A 20,101-nucleotide genomic window follows, 5' to 3' on the forward strand; every position below is an offset into this window, starting at 1 on the left:
CTCCTCAGGCCAACTGCGCAGTGGTGGCGGCTTCGACAGGCTGCGCCGAACGCACGGTGCGCCAGGTGTTGTAAGCCATCAGGAACATGCCGCTGAGGAAGATCGCACCGCCCACCAGCCGCACGATGAAGCCAGGGTGGCTGGCCACCAGGGTTTCGACGAAGGAGTAGGTCAAGGTGCCGTCTTCGTTGACCGCCCGCCACATCAGGCCCTGGGCGATACCGTTGACCCACATCGAGGCGATGTAGAGCACGGTGCCGATGGTGGCCAGCCAGAAGTGCGCGTTGATCAGACCGAGGCTGTACATCTGCTCGCGGCCGAAGACTTTCGGGATCATGTGGTACAACGCGCCGATGGAGATCATCGCCACCCAACCGAGAGCGCCGGCGTGTACGTGGCCGATGGTCCAGTCGGTGTAGTGGGAGAGGGCGTTGACGGTCTTGATTGCCATCATCGGGCCTTCGAACGTCGACATGCCGTAGAACGCCAGGGAAACCACGAGGAAGCGCAGGATCGGGTCGCTGCGCAACTTATGCCAGGCGCCCGACAGGGTCATCATGCCGTTGATCATGCCGCCCCAGCTCGGTGCCAGCAGCACCAGGGACATCACCATGCCCAGGGACTGTGCCCAGTCCGGCAGCGCGGTGTAGTGCAAGTGGTGCGGGCCGGCCCAGATGTACAGGGTGATCAGCGCCCAGAAGTGCACGATGGACAAGCGATAGGAATACACCGGACGCTCGGCCTGCTTGGGCACGAAGTAATACATCATGCCGAGGAAACCGGCGGTGAGGAAAAAGCCTACCGCGTTATGCCCATACCACCACTGCACCATGGCATCCGTCGCACCGCCATAGAGGGAGTAGGACTTGGTCAGGCTGACCGGGATTTCCAGGTTGTTGACGATATGCAGGATGGCCACGGTGATGATGAACGCACCGAAGAACCAGTTGCCGACGTAGATGTGCTTGGTGTTGCGCTTGGCCACGGTGCCAAAGAACACGATGGCATAGGCCACCCAGACAATGGTGATCAGGATGTCGATCGGCCATTCCAGCTCGGCGTATTCCTTGGAGCTGGTGTAGCCCAGCGGCAGGGAGATCGCTGCCAGCAGGATGACCAGCTGCCAGCCCCAGAAGCAGAACGCGGCGATTTTCGGCGCGAACAGCTGCGTCTGGCAGGTACGCTGCACCGAGTAGAAGGAGCTGGCGAACAACGCGCAGCCACCGAAGGCGAAGATCACCGCGTTGGTGTGCAGCGGGCGCAGGCGGCCGAAGCTGGTCCAGGGCAAGTCGAAGTTGAGTGCAGGCCACACCAATTGGGCCGCGAGAAAAACCCCGAGCCCCATGCCGACGATGCCCCACACCACCGTCATAATGGCGAATTGGCGGACCACCTTGTAGTTATAGGCGGTACTTAAAGTAGTGTTCATGGTTCCCCATCCACGGTTCAACCCAAGCAGATGCGGCACTTGGGCTGGAGTTATAGGCAGACTAAAAAGCGAGGCAAGCATGGGCAAAGAGCACAAGGCCAGTATTGACGGGGATCAATGGGCGCAGTGTGTGCGGGAACATGGGTGGTTGTGGGATGTCGCGGCGGGGGCGGCTGAGGCTGCACCCGTGACGCTGATCCTGGCCCACGGCGCCGGTGCACCGATGGACTCATCCTTCATGAACGATATGGCTGCACGCCTTGCCGGGCATGGCGTCAACGTGTTGCGCTTCGAGTTTCCCTACATGGCCCAGCGCCGGGTTGACGGCGGTAAACGCCCGCCCAACCCGGCCCCGAAGCTACTCGAATGCTGGCGTGAGGTGTATGCCGAGGTGCGACGTCATGTCGCTGGGAAACTGGCCATTGGCGGCAAGTCCATGGGCGGGCGCATGGCCAGTTTGCTGGCTGATGAATTGGGTGCCAATGGGTTGGTGTGCCTGGGCTATCCGTTCTATGCGGTGGGCAAGCCGGAAAAGCCACGGGTCGAACATCTGGTCGGGCTGAAGACGCCAACGTTGATTGTGCAGGGCGAGCGCGATGCACTGGGCAATCGGGCGGCGGTGGAAGGGTATGAGCTGTCGCCGAGCATCGAGGTGATGTGGCTGGTGGCGGGGGATCATGACTTGAAGCCGTTGAAGGCGTCGGGATTCAGTCATGAGCAGCATCTGGAAGCCGCGGCAGTGGGGGTGGCTGGGTTTTTGGCTGGCCTATAGGGCCTCATCGGGGCGGTGCGACGCTTCGACAAGCCCCTCCCACACTTGACCGTGTTCTCACATTCCAAATTGTGAACACAGTCAAAGGTGGAGGGGGCTTGCCCCCGATAGCGACCTACCGGTTAAACCGCTCCACCAGCGAGTACTGAGTATTGGCGGTATGCGTCAGCTCTTCACTCAACTGCGCCGAGTTCAGCGCCTGCTCCGAGGTCTGGTCCGCCAACAGCGCAATGGTGCTGATGTTGCGGCTGATCTCTTCGGCCACCGAGCTTTGCTCTTCGGTGGCAGCCGCGATCTGGGTAGTCATATCGGTGATATGCGCCACCGCTTCACTGATGCCCACCAACGCCTGGTCCGCTTCCATCACCCGCGCTACACCTTCTTCGGCCTGGCGATGCCCGGCGTCCATGGTTTGCACGGCGGCAGCGGCGGTCTGCTGCAGCTTGGCGATCAATGCATGGATCTGCCCGGTTGACTCGGCGGTACGCTGGGCCAGTTGGCGGACTTCATCAGCCACCACCGCAAAACCACGGCCCATCTCCCCGGCACGCGCCGCTTCGATGGCGGCGTTGAGCGCCAGCAGGTTGGTCTGGTCGGCAATGCCCTTGATCACGTCGACCACACCGCCGATTTCATCGCTGTCCTTGGCCAACTGGGTCACGGTCACACCGGTCTCACCCACAGCCACGGACAGACGCTGGATCGCCTCTCGGGTTTCCCCGGCGATATCGCGGCCGCGACCGGTCAGGCGGTTGGCCTCTTGGGTCGCATCTGCCGTGCGCTGCACATGGCTGGCGACTTCCTGGGTAGTCGCCGCCATCTGGTTGACCGCCGTGGCCACCTGCTCGGTCTCGACGCGCTGGCGTTCCAGGCCGCTGGAGCTGTTATGGGCCAGGGTGTTGGACTGCGCGGCCTGGTCGTTGAGGTGCTCGGCAGTGTCCTGCAAACGCGTAAGGCAGGTCTTCAGACGCGCCTCCTGGCTGAGGATCGACATTTCCAGGCGCGCCTGGGCGCCACGGCTGTCGGTGTACATCTGCGCGATCAGCGGGTCGGAGGTAGTCTGCTCGGCCAGGCGCAGCAAACGCTTGAGGCCGCGCTGTTGCCAACTCAAGCCGAGCAGGCCCAACGGCACCGACAACCCCGCCGCCAGGGCAAAGCCCCAGTGGGAGTTGAGCGAAGCGCCAATCATGAAGCTCAACTGACTCACCAGGATAAACGGCAGCCAGTCCTGCAACACCGGCAACCACTTGTCCCGCTGAGGGATCGCCGACTTGCCCTGGTTGATGCGTTGGTAGAGCGCTTCGGCCCGGCGGATCTGCTCGGCGGTGGGCTTGATGCGCACCGATTCGTAGCCGACCACCTGGTTGCCTTCGAAAACCGGCGTCACATAGGCGTTAACCCAGTAGTGGTCACCGGTCTTGCAGCGATTCTTGACAATGCCCATCCATGGCAAGCCTTGTTTGAGCGTTGACCACATGTGCGCGAACACCGCCGCCGGAACGTCCGGGTGACGCACCAGGTTGTGCGGGGCACGCACCAGTTCGTCACGGGAGAACCCACTGATTTCGACGAAGGCGTCGTTGCAGTAGGTGATCACGCCTTTGGCATCTGTGGTGGAGATCAACCGTTGCTGAGCGGGGAAGGTACGTTCGCGCTGGGTAACGGGTTGGTTATTACGCATGATTGTTCAATCCGCAAGGCTTTCAGGGGGTATCGGCAAGAACGGCGGTTTATTTAACTTATTTTTGCAACAATCGACGGGATGCACGTTCCCCAGCAGGAGATCAACCGGCCAGCATCGGGTAGGTAAACAACCCGAAGTGAAGCAGATTCAAGCCAAAGTGCGTGGCCACCGCTGCGCCCAGGCCGCCAAACCGATAGGCCAGGCCGTAACCCACCCCGGCGATGCTCGCCAGCAATACCCAATGCCAGCCTGCGCCGATGTGCACCAGGCCGAACAGCAGCGAGGCCAGAAGCAGCGCCAGGTTCTCGCCGTAAGGGAGGTGTTTGAAACGTCGGCTCAAACCGCCCTGTACGTAACCCCGGAACAGGGCTTCTTCCACCAGCGTCACCAGCAGCAGGTTATTAAGTACCCAGAGCCAGGCCTGTTCCGGCCATTTCGGTGCCCAACTGATCACGCCCAGCAACGCCGCTCCGCCGAGGGCGGCGATGGCGGTGAGGGTCAACGCCAGGGCGGCCACGCAGATCGACAAACGCAACGAACGCCGCGCCACAATCCACGGGCAGGCCAGCAACAGCCAGAAGCCGATCAGCGGTTTGTCCTGGTTCAGGTACATCGAGAAGGGTACTGCATCTTCGGTGAAGCGCTGCGGGGCAATGCCACGCCCGTTATAGAAGCCGGGCAACCAGTGCATCGCCAGGCTCAGGGCCAGTACGATAAACAACCCGTGGCCCAGGTAGCGTGCCCACGGCGTGCGTTGCTGGCGTACGGCGTAGCCGGCAATCAGCAGCAGGGCGACGGACACGCCCGCCAGCACGCCCAATTGCCCGTAGATCAAGGCCAGTAGATAGCCAATGGAAAGAAGCGCCAGGTACAGCCAGGGCAATGCGATCATGGGAAATCCTTGGGAAAAACTGGGCGGCATTATAGCGATCTGTCCTACGGGGCTTACATGAAACTCCTCCATTCAGAGTGATTGCAAAACCTATCACCGGCTGGTTATAGTCCGAGCCTCTCCATCCCTTCACACAAGATCAGCCCATGCCTGCTTCCCAGCGCACAGCGGTAGTCGATTCAGCGGTCAACGCTGCGGTCCTGCCGTGCGGGGACAAGCAGCCTGCGCAGATCAGTCACTACCCTCCACCTGTCAGCAGCACGTCGGTGTACGCAGTCGTATCACCGCCGGGTGTTGGTATTGCGGGCTGATCAGCTGATCGCTGTTCCCGTCTGCCCGCCTGAAAAAAACCTAATGCATTTCAGCGTCTGCTGAGTCGGCTTTTTTTGCCTGATGACAGGTGGTAACCATGTCTGTTTTTTCCAAACAATCCGTGGCCGCGGCGGCCTCGACGAGCCTGTTTGTTCTGCTGTGGAGCAGTGGGGCGATCTTCTCCAAATGGGGCCTGGCCCACGCGTCACCCTTTGCGTTTCTGCTGATCCGCTTTGCCATTGCCCTCGGGGGCCTGGTGGTGCTGATACCGATCCTCAAGTTGAAACTGCCGCGCCCCGGCAAGCCACTGTTATACGCAGCGGCGACGGGGTTGGTGTTGTTGGGCGCCTATCAGATTTTCTATCTGTTGGCCCTGGACCTCAACGTCACCCCCGGCGTGATGGCAACCATCATGGGCGTACAGCCGATCCTCACCGTGGTGCTGATGGAGCGCCAGCGTTCTTTCAGCCGTGTGTTCGGCCTGGGCCTCGGGTTGGCGGGGCTGATCATGGTGGTGTATCAAGGCATCGGCCTCTCTGGCATGTCCCTGGCGGGCATGCTGTTCGGGTTGCTGGCCCTGGCCAGCATGACCTTTGGCTCGATCATGCAGAAACGCATCACCGACGAGCCCTTGGGCACGCTGCCGGTGCAGTACCTGGCGGGGTTGCTGCTGTGTTCGGTGTTTGTGCCGTTCCAGCCGTTCCATTTTGAACACAGCAGCAGCTTTTACCTGCCGGTGCTGTGGATGGGCTTGGTGGTGTCGTTGCTGGCCACGCTGTTGCTGTACCGCCTGATCGCCCGGGGCAACCTGGTGAATGTCACCAGTCTGTTCTATCTGGTGCCAGCGGTGACGGCGGTGATGGACTACCTGATCTTTGGCAATAGGCTTGGGATGTTGAGCCTGTTGGGGATGGGGTTGATCGTCATCGGTTTGGTGTTTGTCTTCCGTAAGCGTTGACACTGTACTGTAGGAGCCCGGCAAGCCGGGCTCCTACAATTTTCGCGGCCGCAACACCAACCACAACGCCCCCGCAATCAACACCCCGCCATACAGATGCGCCATGGACAATGGCTCATCCAGCAACAACGCGCCCCACAACACCCCAAACGGCGGAATCATGAAGGTAACGGTCATCGACTTAACCGGCCCGATGGACGTCAGCAACCGGAAGTAAAGAATGTAGGCAAACGCCGTACACACCAGCCCCAACCCCAGCAACGATCCCCACACCTGCCATCCACCCCAACTCGCCGGCGGTTGGCTGATGGCGCTGTAGGCAAAGAACGGCAACAGGAACAACGTCGCGCCGAGCATGCTCCCCAGGGCCGACAGGCGGCTGTCCAAGCCACCGCGCTGATCCAGCCAGCGCCTTGCCAGGAACCCGGCAAAGCCATAACAGGTGGTCGCCAGCAAACAGGCCAGCGCCCCCATCAGTAATTCCAGGTCAAACGCCACCGGCCCGGCGCGGGTCAGCACTCCCACGCCAAACAGGCCCAGGCACACCCCGGCGACTTTTGACGGGGTCAGGCGTTCGCTGAAGAACAGCCCGCCAATCAACACGCCCATCAACGGCGTGGTGGCGTTGAAGATCGCCGAGTAACCCGCCGGAAGCACCTGGGCGGCGACTGAATACATGGTCGCGGGAATGCCGGAGTTGATCACGCCGAGCAGCAATACAGTCTTGAACTTGCCCTGGAAATCCCAGCTCACCCGCATCATCGCCAAAATCACCAGCAACCCGGCGGCGGCGATCGACACGCGGAAAAACGCCGTCGGCAGCGTGCCGATCTCCGGCGCGATAATGCGCATGAACAGGAAGCTCGCGCCCCAGATGGCGGCGAGCCCCAGCAGGTACAAGGTGTCGACAGGTCTCACGGAACACTCCTACCTCAATAAGGCCGCGAGTGTTGCATGACATGTCTAATGATTACAGGACAAACCGCGTCACCAGCCCATTCAGGTCCACCGCCAGGCGTGACAGTTCCTGGCTGGCGGCCGAGGTCTGGGTGGCCCCGGCGGCGGTCTGGGTGGACAGGTCGCGGATGTTCACCAGGCTAAGGTCCACGTCACGTGCCACCAGCGCCTGCTGCTCGGCGGCGCTGGCGATCACCAGGTTGCGCTGGCTGATCTGCGAGATGGCCGCGGTGATTTTCTCCAGGGCGCTACCGGCGCTGTTGGCCCGTTGCAGCGTCTGGCCGGCGTGCTCGGCGCTGCTGTTCAGCGCTTCGACCGTATCCTGGGTGCCGCGCTGGATGCCGGTGATCATCTGCTCGATTTCTTCGGTGGAGTCCTGGGTGCGTTGCGCCAGGGAGCGCACTTCATCGGCTACCACCGCAAAACCACGCCCGGCCTCGCCTGCGCGGGCTGCTTCGATGGCGGCGTTGAGCGCCAGCAGGTTGGTTTGCCCGGCGATGCCGCGGATCACTTCCAGCACCTTGCTGATGTCCTGGGCTTGCACGGCCAGACCTTCGGCCTTGTTCGAGGCGCCGAGCACCTCGTCGACCAGGTTCTGGATCGAGCTGATGGTTTCGCTGATCTGGTAGTGGCCGTGCTTGCTGTCCTCGTCGGAGGCCTGGGACGCCTCGGCGCTGGACACCGCATTGCCTGCCACTTCGTCCACGGCCGCGCTCATTTCGGTGACGGCGGTGGCCGCCTGTTCGATCTCATCGTTCTGCGCCTGCAGGCCACGGGTGCTTTGTTCCATCACCGAGCTCATCTCCTCGGCGGCGGAGGCCAGCTGTTGCGCCGATTCGCTGATGCCCCGGATGGTGCCTCGCAATTGCGCCTGCATGGTCGCCAGGGCGTTGAGCAATTGGGCCGGTTCGTCCTTGCCGCTGACGGCGATGGGCTGGCTCAGGTCGCCGTCGGCAATGGTGCGGGCCACGCTCAGCGCCTGGCCGAGCGGGGCGGTGATGCTGCGGGTCAGCAGCCAGGCGAGCAACAAGGTGGCGATCAAGGCGAATACGATGATCAGGCCGACGATCCACTGTGCACTGGAATAGGTCTGCGCGGCGGAATCCACGGCGGTTTCCACGCCGTTCTGGTTGAAGACGATCAGGTCCTCCAGGCTCTTGCTGAGGATCACGCCCTGGGGAGCGAGGCGGGTGTTGAGCAGGTCAATGGCGTCTTGCTGCTGATCCTTGTCCACCAGGGTGACGATCTGTTCGACGAGGGCCAGGTAAGCGTTCACGTTACCTTCGAGCTGTTTGAGCATCTGGCGTTCTTCGTCGCTGCTGAGCAGGCTTTTGTGATGCTCGAGCAGGGTTTGCAGTTCGCTGCGCTGGCGGGTGATCAGGGCTTTGCTGTTGTCACGGATCCGCGATTCGTCGGTGGTCGCCAGACGCAAGGCTTCCAGGCGGATGCTGGCGACAAAGGCTGCGCTGTCGTGGATGTTCTCGATGCTCGGCATCCACGATTGCTCGATGACCAGCGCGCTTTGGCGCAGCTTGGCCATCTGGCCCAGGCCGAACATGCCCACAATCACCAGCAAGCTGGCCAAAACCCCAAAACTCAGACTGGCACGCAGACCGATCCTCATGTTCCTCAATGACATCTCTATGCTCCTTGGGCGATTAGAACCTTTTCCCGGATCGGTCTTCGGACCTTGTTAGGGTGGGAGAGGGCGCGCTATATATCAAAGTGCCATCAAGGTGGTAATCAGGGTTTCCCTTAGTTGGATCCAACGGTGTATTTGGAGCAGAGCTCCGAGGGAAGTACGCGGGATTCCGGCGCTAAGCGGCAAGGCCGCGTCGTTGTGGGCGTATGGGGAAAACAATGTGCGACTTTTCAGTGTGTTTATTGACCAATTGGTCGAATTAAATAAATTGAAAATAAATGTACAAAATGAACGGAGTTGTACAAGGCTGCACAAAAAATGACTCTTCTCCTGTGTTCGTACACTGGCTAAGCTCAGGGCTTCCCGATGCCCGCTCGAGGTTTCCCGCATGTCGCAATCCGCCCTCGCCATTGCCCAGATGATCCTCGATGGCTTCGACGATTACCGCGAACACTTCCGCCAGATCACCGACGGCGCCCGCGAGCGTTTCGAAAAGGCCCAGTGGCAACAGGGCCAGGCGGCGTCGGCGGCGCGCATCAACCTCTATGAGGAAAAGGTCTCCGAGGTGACCCAGCGGTTGCGTGAGCACTTCAATGACGCCGCGCTGCTCGACATCGATGTGTGGCCCGTGGTCAAAAGTGCCTACATCGGCCTGATCGACCTGCGCTTCGACGATGAACTCTCCGAGACCTGGTACAACTCGATCTTCTGCGGCCTGTTCAGCCACGACCTGATCAGCGACGGCTGCATGTTCATCCACACCACCCGGCCCAGCCTGCGCCGGGCACGGGCCGCGCAGACGCGCACCTACACGCCCGCCGGGCAAATCCCGCAAATGCTCGCGCAGATCTTTGCCGACTACCGCTTCAGCGAACCCTACGCCGACCTCGCAGCCGACCTTCATCGCCTCGAAACCCAACTGCGGGAAAACCTGCCGGACTGGGTGTGCAAGGACCCGGACCTCAAGGTCGAGCTGTTTTCCTCGGTGCTCTACCGTAATAAAGGCGCCTACCTCGTCGGGCGCATCTACACCCGCGACGAACAATGGCCGCTGGTGATCCCGCTGCTGCACCGTGAAGGGCAGGGCATCCAGATCGATGCGCTGATCACCGATGAAGCCGATGTGTCGATCATCTTCTCGTTCACCCGCTCTTACTTCATGGTCGATGTACCGGTGCCGGCGGAATTCATCGGCTTTCTCAAGCGCATCCTGCCGGGCAAGCACATCGCCGAGTTGTACACCTCCATCGGCTTCTACAAGCACGGCAAGTCGGAGTTCTACCGCGCCCTGATCAACCACCTGGCGACCACCGACGATCAGTTCATCATGGCCCCCGGCGTGCGCGGCATGGTCATGAGCGTGTTCACCCTGCCGGGCTTCAACACCGTGTTCAAGATCATCAAGGACCGTTTTTCACCGTCGAAAAACGTCAACCGCGCCACGGTGATCGAGAAGTACCGCCTGGTCAAAAGCGTCGATCGGGTCGGACGCATGGCTGACACCCAGGAGTTCGCCGATTTCCGTTTTCCCCTGAGCAAATTCGAACCCGAATGCCTCGTCGAATTGCTGGAAGTCGCCGCTGGCACCGTCGAAGTCGAAGGCGACACGGTGCTGATCCGTCACTGCTGGACCGAACGGCGCATGACCCCGCTCAACCTCTACCTCGACAACGCCAACCCCGCCCAGGTGCGCGAAGCTTTGGAAGACTACGGCCTGGCGATCAAACAGCTGGCGGCCGCCAATATCTTCCCTGGCGATATGCTGCTGAAGAACTTCGGCGTTACCCGCCACGGTCGCGTGGTGTTCTACGACTACGACGAAATCTGTTTTCTCACCGAAGCCAACTTCCGTCACATCCCCGCACCGCGCACCCCGGAAGATGAGATGGCCTCAGAACCCTGGTACTCCATCGGCCCGCTGGATGTGTTCCCCGAGGAATTCCCGCCGTTCCTGTTTGCGGATGCTGGTCAGCGCAAGTTGTTCGATGAGCTGCACGGGGAGCTGTACAACGCGGATTACTGGACGGGACTGCAGGAGGCGATTCGGGCCGGGAAGGTGATCGATGTATTTCCGTATCGGCGCAAGGAGCGCGATCAACTGTAGCAGCGACTGAGTTGGGCGGCGGAACAGCTGGAATCAATTGACATGGAAACGCCCGTATTGGGTCATACCGATACGGGCTGGGTAAGCACACGATTTGTTGAGTGGGCGCCGATCAGCGAGGCGTTCCGATCATTGCCAGGCTGTTTTCTTCGGGTTGGTATCCCAGTCTCAGCGCCGTAAGGTTGATTGTCGGCTGCCATGTGGCTTGGCTGTTTGAAGTGGACGCTGGTTTTTCTGTATAGGCTGGGGGCGGCTTCGTGGCTTCGTAATAGGTTGGCGGCTCGGTAGCCTCGGCATAGCTGGGCGGATTGAAGGGGGGGTTATGGGCACTCTTGAAGTTTATGGACATAGAACCTCCTGGTTTCAAAATGCAGTGTTCTGGGTTGCAGGAGCATTAAGCCCCCAGTCGATCTCAACCGGTATGCTCCAGCGTTGCGTCATAGCGGTCGTTGACTGAGGAGCGCACCGGTGATGGCGCTCCTCTCGGCGCATCAGCTGTTTCCTTTACGGTTTTCCTTGCGAACATCCTCCAGCCAGGGTTGGTTTAGGCCCATCGCAGTCAGTTCATCCGTAACGTTGGACGCTCGGGCCTTGTCGGTAGGGTTGGTGCCATGGGTTTGCACGTCGCGAGCTTGTTTGTATAGGGATACCATTTCTTTATTAAGCTCGTTATCGGTTTTCTTGACTTCACGGGTGTTATTGAGCTTTGTGATCGGGTTTCTGGTTTTTGGCGGATTAGAAAGTTGATCGATCCGTTTTTGAGTCAGATTGATAGCAGGTTGAAAACTTGACACAGGTAGCGCGGGTGTCGGGAACGTGACGGGAAGGTTTTCCAACTTGTCTTTATTTTTTTTGAGCGTTTCGAGTTCCTTTTGCTTGGTCGGGCTCAGCTTTGAATGAGGTTGTTGGTCCAGCAGTGGCGCGGATGATTGGCTCCCGGACGGTCTAAGCCACGAGCCTTGGGATGGAGTGCTTTCAGGCGCGATAGACTGATATTTGTCGGCATAACTGTGGTTACTGCCGCTGCTGTACGTGTGGTTGTTGGAGTTGATGGGCATATATACCTCGTGCGATGAGCGTGGAAGGAATTTGTCGCTTCTAGTAGCTCGAGTGGATCCAGGACCGTTGCGTCACAGGCCGCTCATGAAACGCATTCCTCGTACTGCCTGACTGGTCGTGTGAAAGCTCGAGATTCGATTTGCCGTCAAATTAGTGGGCGGTGTCGAGTAGGTCCGGGAGGACGCGTTGTGCGATGGCTTCTCGGTGTACGCGGGCGGGAACTCATAGGGGGGTGGTGGTCCCTGCGGTGCCGAGCGCGGTTGGGCTCGCATGGCTTGATCGTAGCTGGGTAGATGAGATTGGCTGTTTGTCGATTCGATAGGCATAAAAGCTCCGGTTTCATAAGCGATGCAGTGACCTGCCAGAGATTTCTGGCGGGTTGATTTGATCCTGCGTACTTCACTTAAACCATCGGATTTTTACTGTGAAAGGGTCGGATGAGCGACTTGCTCGTGTATGAAATATGTTCATTTGGAGGCGCTACGCGGCCAGTCACTGACTGAGCGTCTCCAGAAATGCCGAAATCTGCGACAATCGCCCCTCGTTTTTCCGTCCGTAGCTATGCAGGCGTGCCCTGCCTCACTCAGAAGACCTTTGCCGCCCTGATGACCGACCAAGCGCCCACCATCGACCAACTGCTCAAAACCCTTGATCACGCCATGCTCGCCGACCGCCACCGTTTGCGTCGGCAGTTGCTTGAGTTGCGCAAAAAGCCCGACGAGGACAAGTTGGTGCAGTGGGTCGCGCGCATGCAGGCGTCCTGCGCACAGGTCACGGCGCGGCGCGCCAGCCTGCCGGTGATTCGTTATGACGACAGCCTGCCGATTGCGGCCAAGCGCGATGAAATCAAAGAAGCGCTGAACAAGCACCAGGTGCTGATCATTGCCGGCGAAACCGGCTCGGGCAAGACCACCCAGTTGCCGAAGATCTGCCTGGAAATCGGTCGCGGCCAGTTCGGTCTCATTGGTCATACCCAGCCCCGCCGGATCGCCGCACGCAGCGTGGCCAGCCGGGTCGCCGAAGAGTTGGCCACGCCATTGGGCGCGCTGGTCGGCTATCAGGTGCGCTTTGAAGACCAGAGCGATTCCAACACCCTGATCAAGCTGATGACCGACGGCATCCTGCTGGCAGAAACCCAGAACGACCGCTACCTGGAACGCTACGACACCATCATCGTCGACGAAGCCCACGAACGCAGCCTGAACATCGACTTCCTGCTGGGCTACCTGAAAACCCTGTTGCCACGTCGCCCGGACCTGAAAGTCATCATCACCTCGGCGACCATCGACCTGGAGCGTTTCTCCAAGCATTTCGACGATGCGCCGATTGTCGAGGTGTCGGGCCGCACCTTCCCGGTGGACACCTGGTATCGCCCACTGACCCTGGAGCAGGACGAGGAGGGCAACCGCGTCGAGGACGACCTCACCGTCGACCAGGCGATCCTCGCCACCCTGGATGAAATAGCCGCCTATGAGCGCAGCGAGCGGCGCAGCCCGGGCGACGTGCTGGTGTTCCTGCCGGGCGAGCGCGAGATTCGTGACGCTGCCGACATGCTGCGCAAGGCCCAGCTCAAGCACACCGAGATCCTGCCGTTGTACGCGCGCCTGTCGCCAGCCGAGCAGCAGCGCATCTTCCAGTCCCATCCGGGCCGACGTGTGGTGTTGGCAACCAACGTCGCGGAAACCTCGCTGACTGTGCCGGGCATTCGTTATGTGATCGACAGCGGCACCGCGCGCATCAGCCGCTACAGCTACCGCGCCAAGGTGCAGCGCCTGCCGATCGAGGCGATTTCCCAGGCCAGCGCCAACCAGCGTAAAGGCCGTTGCGGCCGGGTCGAGCCGGGCATCTGCATTCGTTTGTACAGCGAAGAAGACTTTATCGGCCGCCCGGAATTTACCGACCCGGAAATTCTGCGCACCAACCTCGCCGCCGTGATCCTGCAGATGCTGCATTTGCGTCTCGGCGAAATCACCGACTTCCCGTTTATCGAACCGCCGGACGGCAAGGCGATCAGCGACGGTTTCAACCTGCTGCAAGAGCTGTCGGCGGTCGACCGCAACAGTCAGCTCACCCCGCTGGGCCGCCAGTTGGCGCGCCTGCCGGTGGACCCGCGCATGGGCCGCATGTTGCTGGAAGCCGCCAAGCTTGGCAGCTTGCAGGAAGTGCTGATCGTCGCCAGCGCCATGTCGATCCAGGACCCGCGTGAGCGCCCGCCGGAGCGTCAGCAGGCCGCCGACCAGGCCCACGCACAGTGGAAGGACCCGGATTCGGACTTCGCCGGCCTGGTCAATTTGTGGCGCGGTTTTGAAGAGCAGCGCCAGGAGCTCACTGCCAGCCCGCTGCGTAACTGGTGCCGCAAGAACTTCCTCAATTACCTGCGCCTGCGCGAGTGGCGTGATTCCCATCGCCAGTTGAGCCTGATCTGCCGCGACATGCAGTTGAGCGTCAATAAAGAGCCGGCGGATTTCCCGAAACTGCACAAGGCGGTGCTGTCCGGTTTGCTCAGCCAGATCGGCCAGAAAACCGAGGACGGCGATTACCTGGGCGCGCGTCAGCGGCGTTTCTGGATTCACCCCTCGTCGGGCATCGGCAAGAAGCGCCCGCAATGGCTGATGACCGCCGAACTGGTGGAAACCACCAAGCTGTATGCGCGCATGGTGGCCAAGATTGACGCCGACTGGATCGAACCGCTGGCCGGGCACCTGATCAAGAAAAACCACTTCGAGCCGCACTGGGAGAAAAAACGCGGCCAGGTCGTGGCCTTCGAGCAGATCACCCTGTTCGGGCTGATTGTGGTCGGGCGCCGTCCGGTGCATTACGGGCCGGTCGACCCGGTGGTGTCTCGCGAACTGTTTATCCGTGAAGGCCTGGTGCGTGGCGAGATCCAGTCGCGGGCCAAGTGCCTGGCGGCCAACCAGCAATTGCTGGAGCAGCTCGACGAGCTGGAGGCCAAGGCGCGCCGGCGCGACATCCTGGCCGACGAGGAAACGCTGTTCGCCTTCTACGATGCGCGCCTGCCGGCAGAGATCCACCAGACCGCGACCTTCGACAGTTGGTACAAGGTCAACAGCCAGAAAGACCCGCAACTGCTGATCATGCGCGAAGAAGACGTACTGGCCCGCGAGGCCAGCGAAGTCACCGCTGCGCATTACCCGGACACCCTGCAGTTGGGTGACCTGGAACTGGCCTTGAGTTACCACTTCGAACCCAACCACCCGCGTGACGGTGTGACCTTGCGCGTGCCGGCGCCGCTGTTGCCCGCCTTGCCGGCGGAGCGCCTGGAGTGGTTGGTGCCGGGGGTGATCGAGGCCAAGTGCATCGCCCTGGTGCGCAACTTGCCCAAGGCGCTGCGCAAGAACTTCGTGCCGGTGCCGGACTTCGTCAAGGCGGCCCTGCAACGCATCGAATTCGGCCAGGGCTCGTTGCCCCAGGCCCTTGGCCGCGAATTGTTGCGCATGACCGGGGTGCGGGTCAGCGATGAAGCCTGGGCCGAAGCCGCGCAGCAGGTGGAAAGCCACCTGAAGATGAACCTGGAAGTGGTCGACGGCCAGGGCAAGTTCCTCGGTGAAGGCCGGGATCTCGCCGAACTGACGGCGCGCTTTGCCGAGGCCAGCCAGGCCGCGCTGGCCGTACCGCAAACTGCAAAAAGCCAGCAGCCGGTGGAGGCCAAGGTGTTCACGGCGGTAGCCGAGAAGACGCAACAGAAGATCGCCGGGTTGTCGATGACGGTGTATCCGGCGCTGGTGGAGGAAAACGGCACGGTCAAGGAAGGGCGTTTCTCCACGGCGGCCGAGGCTGAGTTCCAGCATCGCCGTGCCTTGCAACGCCTGCTGATGCAACAACTGGCGGAACCGGCGAAATTCCTGCGCGGCAAACTGCCGGGCCTGACCGAACTGGGCCTGATGTACCGCGAATTGGGCCGGATCGATGCGCTGGTGGAAGACATCCTGCTGGCCAGCCTCGACACCTGCGTGCTCGAAGGCGAAGCCAGCCTGCCGCGGGATGGCGCAGGTTTGGCGGCCCTGGCCGAGCGCAAGCGCGGCAGTTGGACCGAACACGCCGAGCGCCTGGCGCGCCTGACCCTGGAGGTGCTGAAACTCTGGCACGGTCTGCAAAAGCGCTTCAAAGGCAAGATCGACCTGGCCCAGGCCGTGGCCTTGAACGACATCAAGCAGCAACTGAGCCACCTGGTGTACCCCGGTTTTGTAAGGGAAACCCCGGCGCAGTGGTTCAAGGAATTGCCGCGTTACCTCAAGGCCATCGAGTTGCGCCTGGAGAAATTGCCGAGCCAGGTGCAGAAGGATCGGGTGTGGAGCGGCGAGCCGGGCGGCCTGTGGACGCAGTACGAAACCCGCCTGAAAAAACATGCCCAGGAAGGCAAGCGCGATCCCCAGCTGGAGCTGTATCGCTGGTGGCTGGAGGAATACCGGGTGTCGTTGTTTGCCCAGCAACTGGGTACCAAAGTGCCGATTTCCGACAAGCGCCTGAGCAAGCAGTGGAGCCTGGTAGAAGCCTGATATTTGCACGGTTTCCAGGGCAATACAGGTCCAGTGTGGGAGGGGGCTTGCCCCCGATTGCGGTCTGTCATTAAAGGATGTGTTGACTGGCCCACCGCTATCGGGGCAAGCCCCCTCCCACAGATAGCGCCAAATTCCGAGGGTTGTGGCAAACTTCGCGGTTATAAATGCCGGGATCGTCGCGAAAGGCTGCGGCGCGATGGAATAAAGCGATGCCAGTTTGGTGTCCGCGGAGCGGAATCGGACTACTTACAGTTTGGTACGACGGTACCAATATCTTCTGCCTGACAGATTTAGAGGAACGACCGTGCATAACGTCGTCATCAGCGGCACTGGCCTGTATACCCCGGCCAACAGCATCTCCAACGAAGAGCTGGTGCAGTCTTTCAATGCTTACGTGCAACAGTTCAACAGCGACAACGCCGCCGCCATCGAGCGCGGTGACGTGCAGCCGCTGACCGAATCCAGCGCCGCCTTCATCGAAAAGGCCTCCGGCATCAAGAGCCGCTTCGTGATGGACAAGGACGGCATTCTCGATCCGCAGCGCATGGCCCCGCGCCTGCCCGAGCGCAGCAACGACGAATGGTCGGTGCTCTGCCAGATGGCCGTCGGCGCCGCTGAACAAGCTCTACAGCGCGCGGGCAAAACCGCTGCCGACATCGACGGCGTGATCGTCGCCTGTTCCAACCTGCAGCGTGCCTACCCGGCCATCGCCATCGAAGTCCAGGAAGCCTTGGGCATCGAAGGGTTTGGTTTTGACATGAACGTGGCCTGTTCCTCGGCCACCTTCGGCATCCAGAACGCCGCCAACAGCATCCAGCTGGGCCAGGCGCGGGCGATCCTGATGGTCAACCCGGAGGTCTGCACCGGCCACCTGAACTTCCGCGACCGCGACAGCCACTTCATCTTTGGCGATGCGGCCACCGCCGTGGTCCTGGAGCGTGCCGACCTGGCAACCTCCGAACACCAGTTCGACGTGGTGAGCACCAAGCTGCTGACCAAGTTCTCCAATAACATCCGCAACAACTTCGGCTTCCTCAACCGCACCGCGGAAGAGGGCATCGGCGCGCCGGACAAACTGTTCGTACAGGAAGGCCGCAAGGTGTTCCGCGACGTATGTCCGATGGTCGCCGAGCTGATCGGCGTGCACCTGGAAGAGAACCAGTTGAACGTGACCGACGTGAAGCGCTTCTGGTTGCACCAGGCCAACCTGAGCATGAACCACCTGATCGTCAAGAAACTGCTGGGCCGCGAAGCCACGGTGGAAGAAGCGCCGGTGATCCTCGATACCTACGCCAATACCAGTTCGGCGGGTTCGGTGATTGCGTTCCACAAGAATCAGGATGACCTGCCCAAGGGCTCCGTGGCGGTGCTCAGCTCGTTTGGCGCGGGCTATTCGATCGGCAGCGTGATCCTGCGCAAACGCTAAGACAGTCGAGGTCTTGAATGGCAGCAGCGGACGACGCGCACCTGCTTGAACGCCTGCTCAAGGGTGAGCAGCGGGCCTACAAGGAATTGGTCACCACCTACCAGAGCGCCATGCGGGCGGTGGCCTATGCCATCGTCGGCCAGCGTCACGCCGACGAAGTCGTGCAGGACGCCTGGCTGTCAGTGGTGCGCAACCTGGCCAGGTTCGAAGGCCGTTCCAGCCTCAAGACCTGGCTGCTGACCATTACCGCCAACGCTGCCAAGGGGCGCTACAAGCAGAACCGTCGCGAAGTGTTGCTCGACGATCTGCCCTCGCCCCACGGCACTATCGGTGACGATCGCTTCACCCCCGACGATGGTCACTGGGCCGTCGCCCCGTATGCCTGGCACCAGGACACCCCGGAAGCCTTGCTCACCGAGGATGAACTGCGCAAATGCCTGGAGCATACGATCCTGAGCCTGTCGGAGTTGCAGAGCAGTGTGCTGGTACTGCGTGAGCGCCAGGGCCTGGAGTTGGAAGAGATCTGTAATCTTCTGACGTTGTCGCTCTCCAATGTCCGTGTGCTGTTGCATCGGGCACGGCTTAAAGTCTTCGCCACGGTGGAGCATTTTGAGGAAACGGGCGAATGTTGACCTGTAAAGAACAAGTGGCACGTTCCAGTGACTATCTCGATGGGCAGTTGACCTTTCGCGAACGTCTGCTGGTGCGTCATCACTTGATGTTCTGCCCGAACTGCCGCCGGTTTATCCGCCAGATGCGCCTGATGCAGGCGACGCTGAGGATAATGCCGGACGAACCGGTAGACGGTGTGGAGGCCTTGGCGCAGCGTCTGGCTGACGAGCGGCTCAAGGATCATAAAGGCGGGGAATAAACAGGCTCGCGTGGGTGGAGCGAACGGATGATGGGGACCGATCCACCTACGCAAGACTGGTACAGCCACCTCGGGCCGTCCTGGCCCAAGGCTTTCAACACTTACTGTTAGAACTTGGCTTCTGCATCCAGCTGCAGGGTGTTGGTGTTGGCATCACGCTGGGTGCGGCTGGCGTAGTCGGCCTTGGTCAGGAAGTACGTGGCACCGAGGGCGAAGTTCTTGTCGATGTCGTAGCTGACCTTCATCTTGTGACCGCGCGAACCGGTGGTGCCGTTGGCGAAGTCCGAGTCGGTGAAGGCACCCACCACGGCATTACGCTGAATGTCGCGGTAGTTGTAGTCCAGGTTGAAGCCGAACACTTTCGACTTGGCGCCGATCAGCCAGGCGGTGTCCTGGTCGGTCACGGCGTCATTGTTTTTCACGTACTGGCCGTAGAACGCCAGCGGTACAGCCAGGCCGCCAATGTCGGCTTGGGCAAAGCCTTCATACAGGCGGAACTGGTTGTCGGCCGAGTTACCGTTGACCGCCAGTGCGCAAGGCGTGGTGGTGGTTGTGCAACGGCTGTCCTTGTCATTCTGGTAGGCGTAGACGCTGCCGCCCAGGGTCATTTTCAGGTTGTCGGTGACCGAGAAGCGTGTGCCCAATTGGCCAGAGGTCAGGCGCAGGTCGTGACGGAACTGCACGCCGTCGCCGTCGACGTTGTCCTTGAGGTTGTAGTTGCCGAGGCTGCCGAACAGTTCGGCGCTGCTGCCCAGTGGGTATTTGTAGGTCAGGGCCAGGCCTTCAGGGTTGATGTCGCTATCCCAGATGACGTCGCCCATGTTCACCCACGGTTGCAGCATCTTGCCGCCGATCACGTGCAGGTTCTTGATCTGGTCCGGGTGGTAGTCGATGTAGCCGAGGTCCAGCCAGATCGACTTCTTGTCGAAGTAGTTGTCCTGGTCCTGGTTGGTCGAGCGCGCATCGTCGCTGCTGCCGGTGGCAATACGGATACCGGTGTCGACCTGCGAGTTGATCTCGGTGTAGGCGCCCAGGCGGGCACGGATGCGCTGACGGTCCTTGTCACGGCCGCCGTTGTTGGATTCGCCCTGGATTTTCACGGTTTCCTGACGGAAACGTACGTCACCCTTGAACTGAGTCTTGGCAGCCCAGGCCAGCTTCTGGTCAAAGCTGCTCAGCTCATTGGTTTTCTTCGCGGTGGCCGCGATCTGTTCGTTGGTCTCTTGTTGAGCTTGCCGTGCGATCTGCTGTTCTTTCTGGTCTTTGGCCAATTCGCTTTGCAGTTCGGTGTACTGCGCTGCGGTGATCTGGCCGTTGGCCTTGAGCATGTCGAGCAATTTAGCGTCGACTGCAGCGCTGGCCGGAACGCTCAGGGCCAGTAACAGGCCGCCGCACAGGACCGCCGCAGTTTTAGTGGAAGCAAGACGCATATCAATCTCCGAAAGTGAGGAGGGATGGCAAACCATCCAGGACAC

The 20,101-nt window shown here is 60.8% G+C and carries 14 protein-coding genes; 7 read left to right on the top strand and 7 right to left on the bottom strand.

Annotated elements, in window-relative coordinates:
* Positions 1-4 precede the first annotated feature (4 nt).
* A complete protein-coding gene (gene ccoN / locus BMX59_RS13105; protein WP_058427329.1) occupies positions 5-1,429 on the bottom strand; it encodes a cytochrome-c oxidase, cbb3-type subunit I in 1,425 nt (474 codons plus the stop codon).
* Positions 1,430-1,508: 79 nt separating this feature from the next.
* Between ccoN and BMX59_RS13110 the strand changes: the two genes are divergently transcribed.
* Positions 1,509-2,201, top strand: coding sequence for an alpha/beta family hydrolase (locus BMX59_RS13110; protein ID WP_092242834.1), 693 nt, complete (start codon positions 1,509-1,511; stop codon positions 2,199-2,201).
* A 115-nt stretch (positions 2,202-2,316) separates the two neighbouring features.
* On the opposite strand, the gene BMX59_RS13115 is transcribed toward BMX59_RS13110, so the two are convergent.
* Positions 2,317-3,882: a methyl-accepting chemotaxis protein gene (locus BMX59_RS13115; protein ID WP_058427327.1), complete on the bottom strand. Its 1,566-nt coding sequence runs from the start codon at positions 3,880-3,882 to the stop codon at positions 2,317-2,319.
* Between the two features lie 103 nt (positions 3,883-3,985).
* Positions 3,986-4,777: a CPBP family intramembrane glutamic endopeptidase gene (locus BMX59_RS13120; protein WP_093122092.1), complete on the bottom strand. Its 792-nt coding sequence runs from the start codon at positions 4,775-4,777 to the stop codon at positions 3,986-3,988.
* A 409-nt stretch (positions 4,778-5,186) separates the two neighbouring features.
* Here BMX59_RS13120 and BMX59_RS13125 point away from each other — a divergent pair, with 409 nt between their 5' ends.
* A complete protein-coding gene (locus BMX59_RS13125; RefSeq protein WP_093122095.1) occupies positions 5,187-6,047 on the top strand; it encodes a DMT family transporter in 861 nt (286 codons plus the stop codon).
* 33 nt (positions 6,048-6,080) lie between these two features.
* Here the strand turns inward: BMX59_RS13125 and BMX59_RS13130 are convergent, their stop codons facing one another.
* Positions 6,081-6,965, bottom strand: a complete 885-nt coding sequence (locus tag BMX59_RS13130; protein ID WP_092242843.1) for a DMT family transporter — start codon at positions 6,963-6,965, stop codon at positions 6,081-6,083.
* Positions 6,966-7,017: 52 nt separating this feature from the next.
* On the bottom strand, positions 7,018-8,643 hold the full coding sequence (locus BMX59_RS13135) for a methyl-accepting chemotaxis protein (protein WP_093122100.1): 1,626 nt from the start codon (positions 8,641-8,643) through the stop codon (positions 7,018-7,020).
* Between the two features lie 391 nt (positions 8,644-9,034).
* On the opposite strand from BMX59_RS13135, the gene aceK reads away from it, so the two are divergent.
* Positions 9,035-10,750, top strand: a complete 1,716-nt coding sequence (gene aceK / locus BMX59_RS13140) for a bifunctional isocitrate dehydrogenase kinase/phosphatase (RefSeq protein ID WP_093122104.1) — start codon at positions 9,035-9,037, stop codon at positions 10,748-10,750.
* A gap of 491 nt (positions 10,751-11,241) precedes the next feature.
* On the opposite strand, the gene BMX59_RS13145 is transcribed toward aceK, so the two are convergent.
* Entirely contained in the window at positions 11,242-11,808 is a 567-nt protein-coding gene (locus tag BMX59_RS13145; RefSeq protein ID WP_093122108.1) for a hypothetical protein, read from the bottom strand.
* Positions 11,809-12,414: 606 nt separating this feature from the next.
* Here BMX59_RS13145 and hrpA point away from each other — a divergent pair.
* The 4 genes from hrpA to BMX59_RS13165 all read left to right on the top strand — a co-directional run bounded on the left by hrpA (position 12,415) and on the right by BMX59_RS13165 (position 18,626).
* On the top strand, positions 12,415-16,326 hold the full coding sequence (hrpA, locus tag BMX59_RS13150) for an ATP-dependent RNA helicase HrpA (protein WP_093122113.1): 3,912 nt from the start codon (positions 12,415-12,417) through the stop codon (positions 16,324-16,326).
* A 307-nt stretch (positions 16,327-16,633) separates the two neighbouring features.
* Entirely contained in the window at positions 16,634-17,755 is a 1,122-nt protein-coding gene (locus BMX59_RS13155; RefSeq protein ID WP_071491358.1) for a beta-ketoacyl-ACP synthase III, read from the top strand.
* Positions 17,756-17,772: 17 nt separating this feature from the next.
* Positions 17,773-18,387: an RNA polymerase sigma factor gene (locus BMX59_RS13160; RefSeq protein ID WP_092242857.1), complete on the top strand. Its 615-nt coding sequence runs from the start codon at positions 17,773-17,775 to the stop codon at positions 18,385-18,387.
* Complete coding sequence (locus tag BMX59_RS13165) at positions 18,381-18,626, top strand: anti-sigma factor family protein (protein WP_071491356.1); 246 nt, start codon at positions 18,381-18,383, stop codon at positions 18,624-18,626. Before BMX59_RS13160 ends, BMX59_RS13165 begins: the two co-directional genes overlap by 7 nt.
* A gap of 107 nt (positions 18,627-18,733) precedes the next feature.
* Here the strand turns inward: BMX59_RS13165 and BMX59_RS13170 are convergent, their stop codons facing one another.
* Positions 18,734-20,056 carry a putative porin gene (locus BMX59_RS13170; RefSeq protein WP_028617432.1) on the bottom strand — a complete coding sequence of 441 codons (1,323 nt, stop codon included), beginning with the start codon at positions 20,054-20,056 and terminating at the stop codon, positions 18,734-18,736.
* Positions 20,057-20,101 lie beyond the last annotated feature (45 nt).

The organism is Pseudomonas sp. NFR09 (assembly GCF_900111535.1).
Classification (GTDB): domain Bacteria; phylum Pseudomonadota; class Gammaproteobacteria; order Pseudomonadales; family Pseudomonadaceae; genus Aquipseudomonas; species Aquipseudomonas extremorientalis.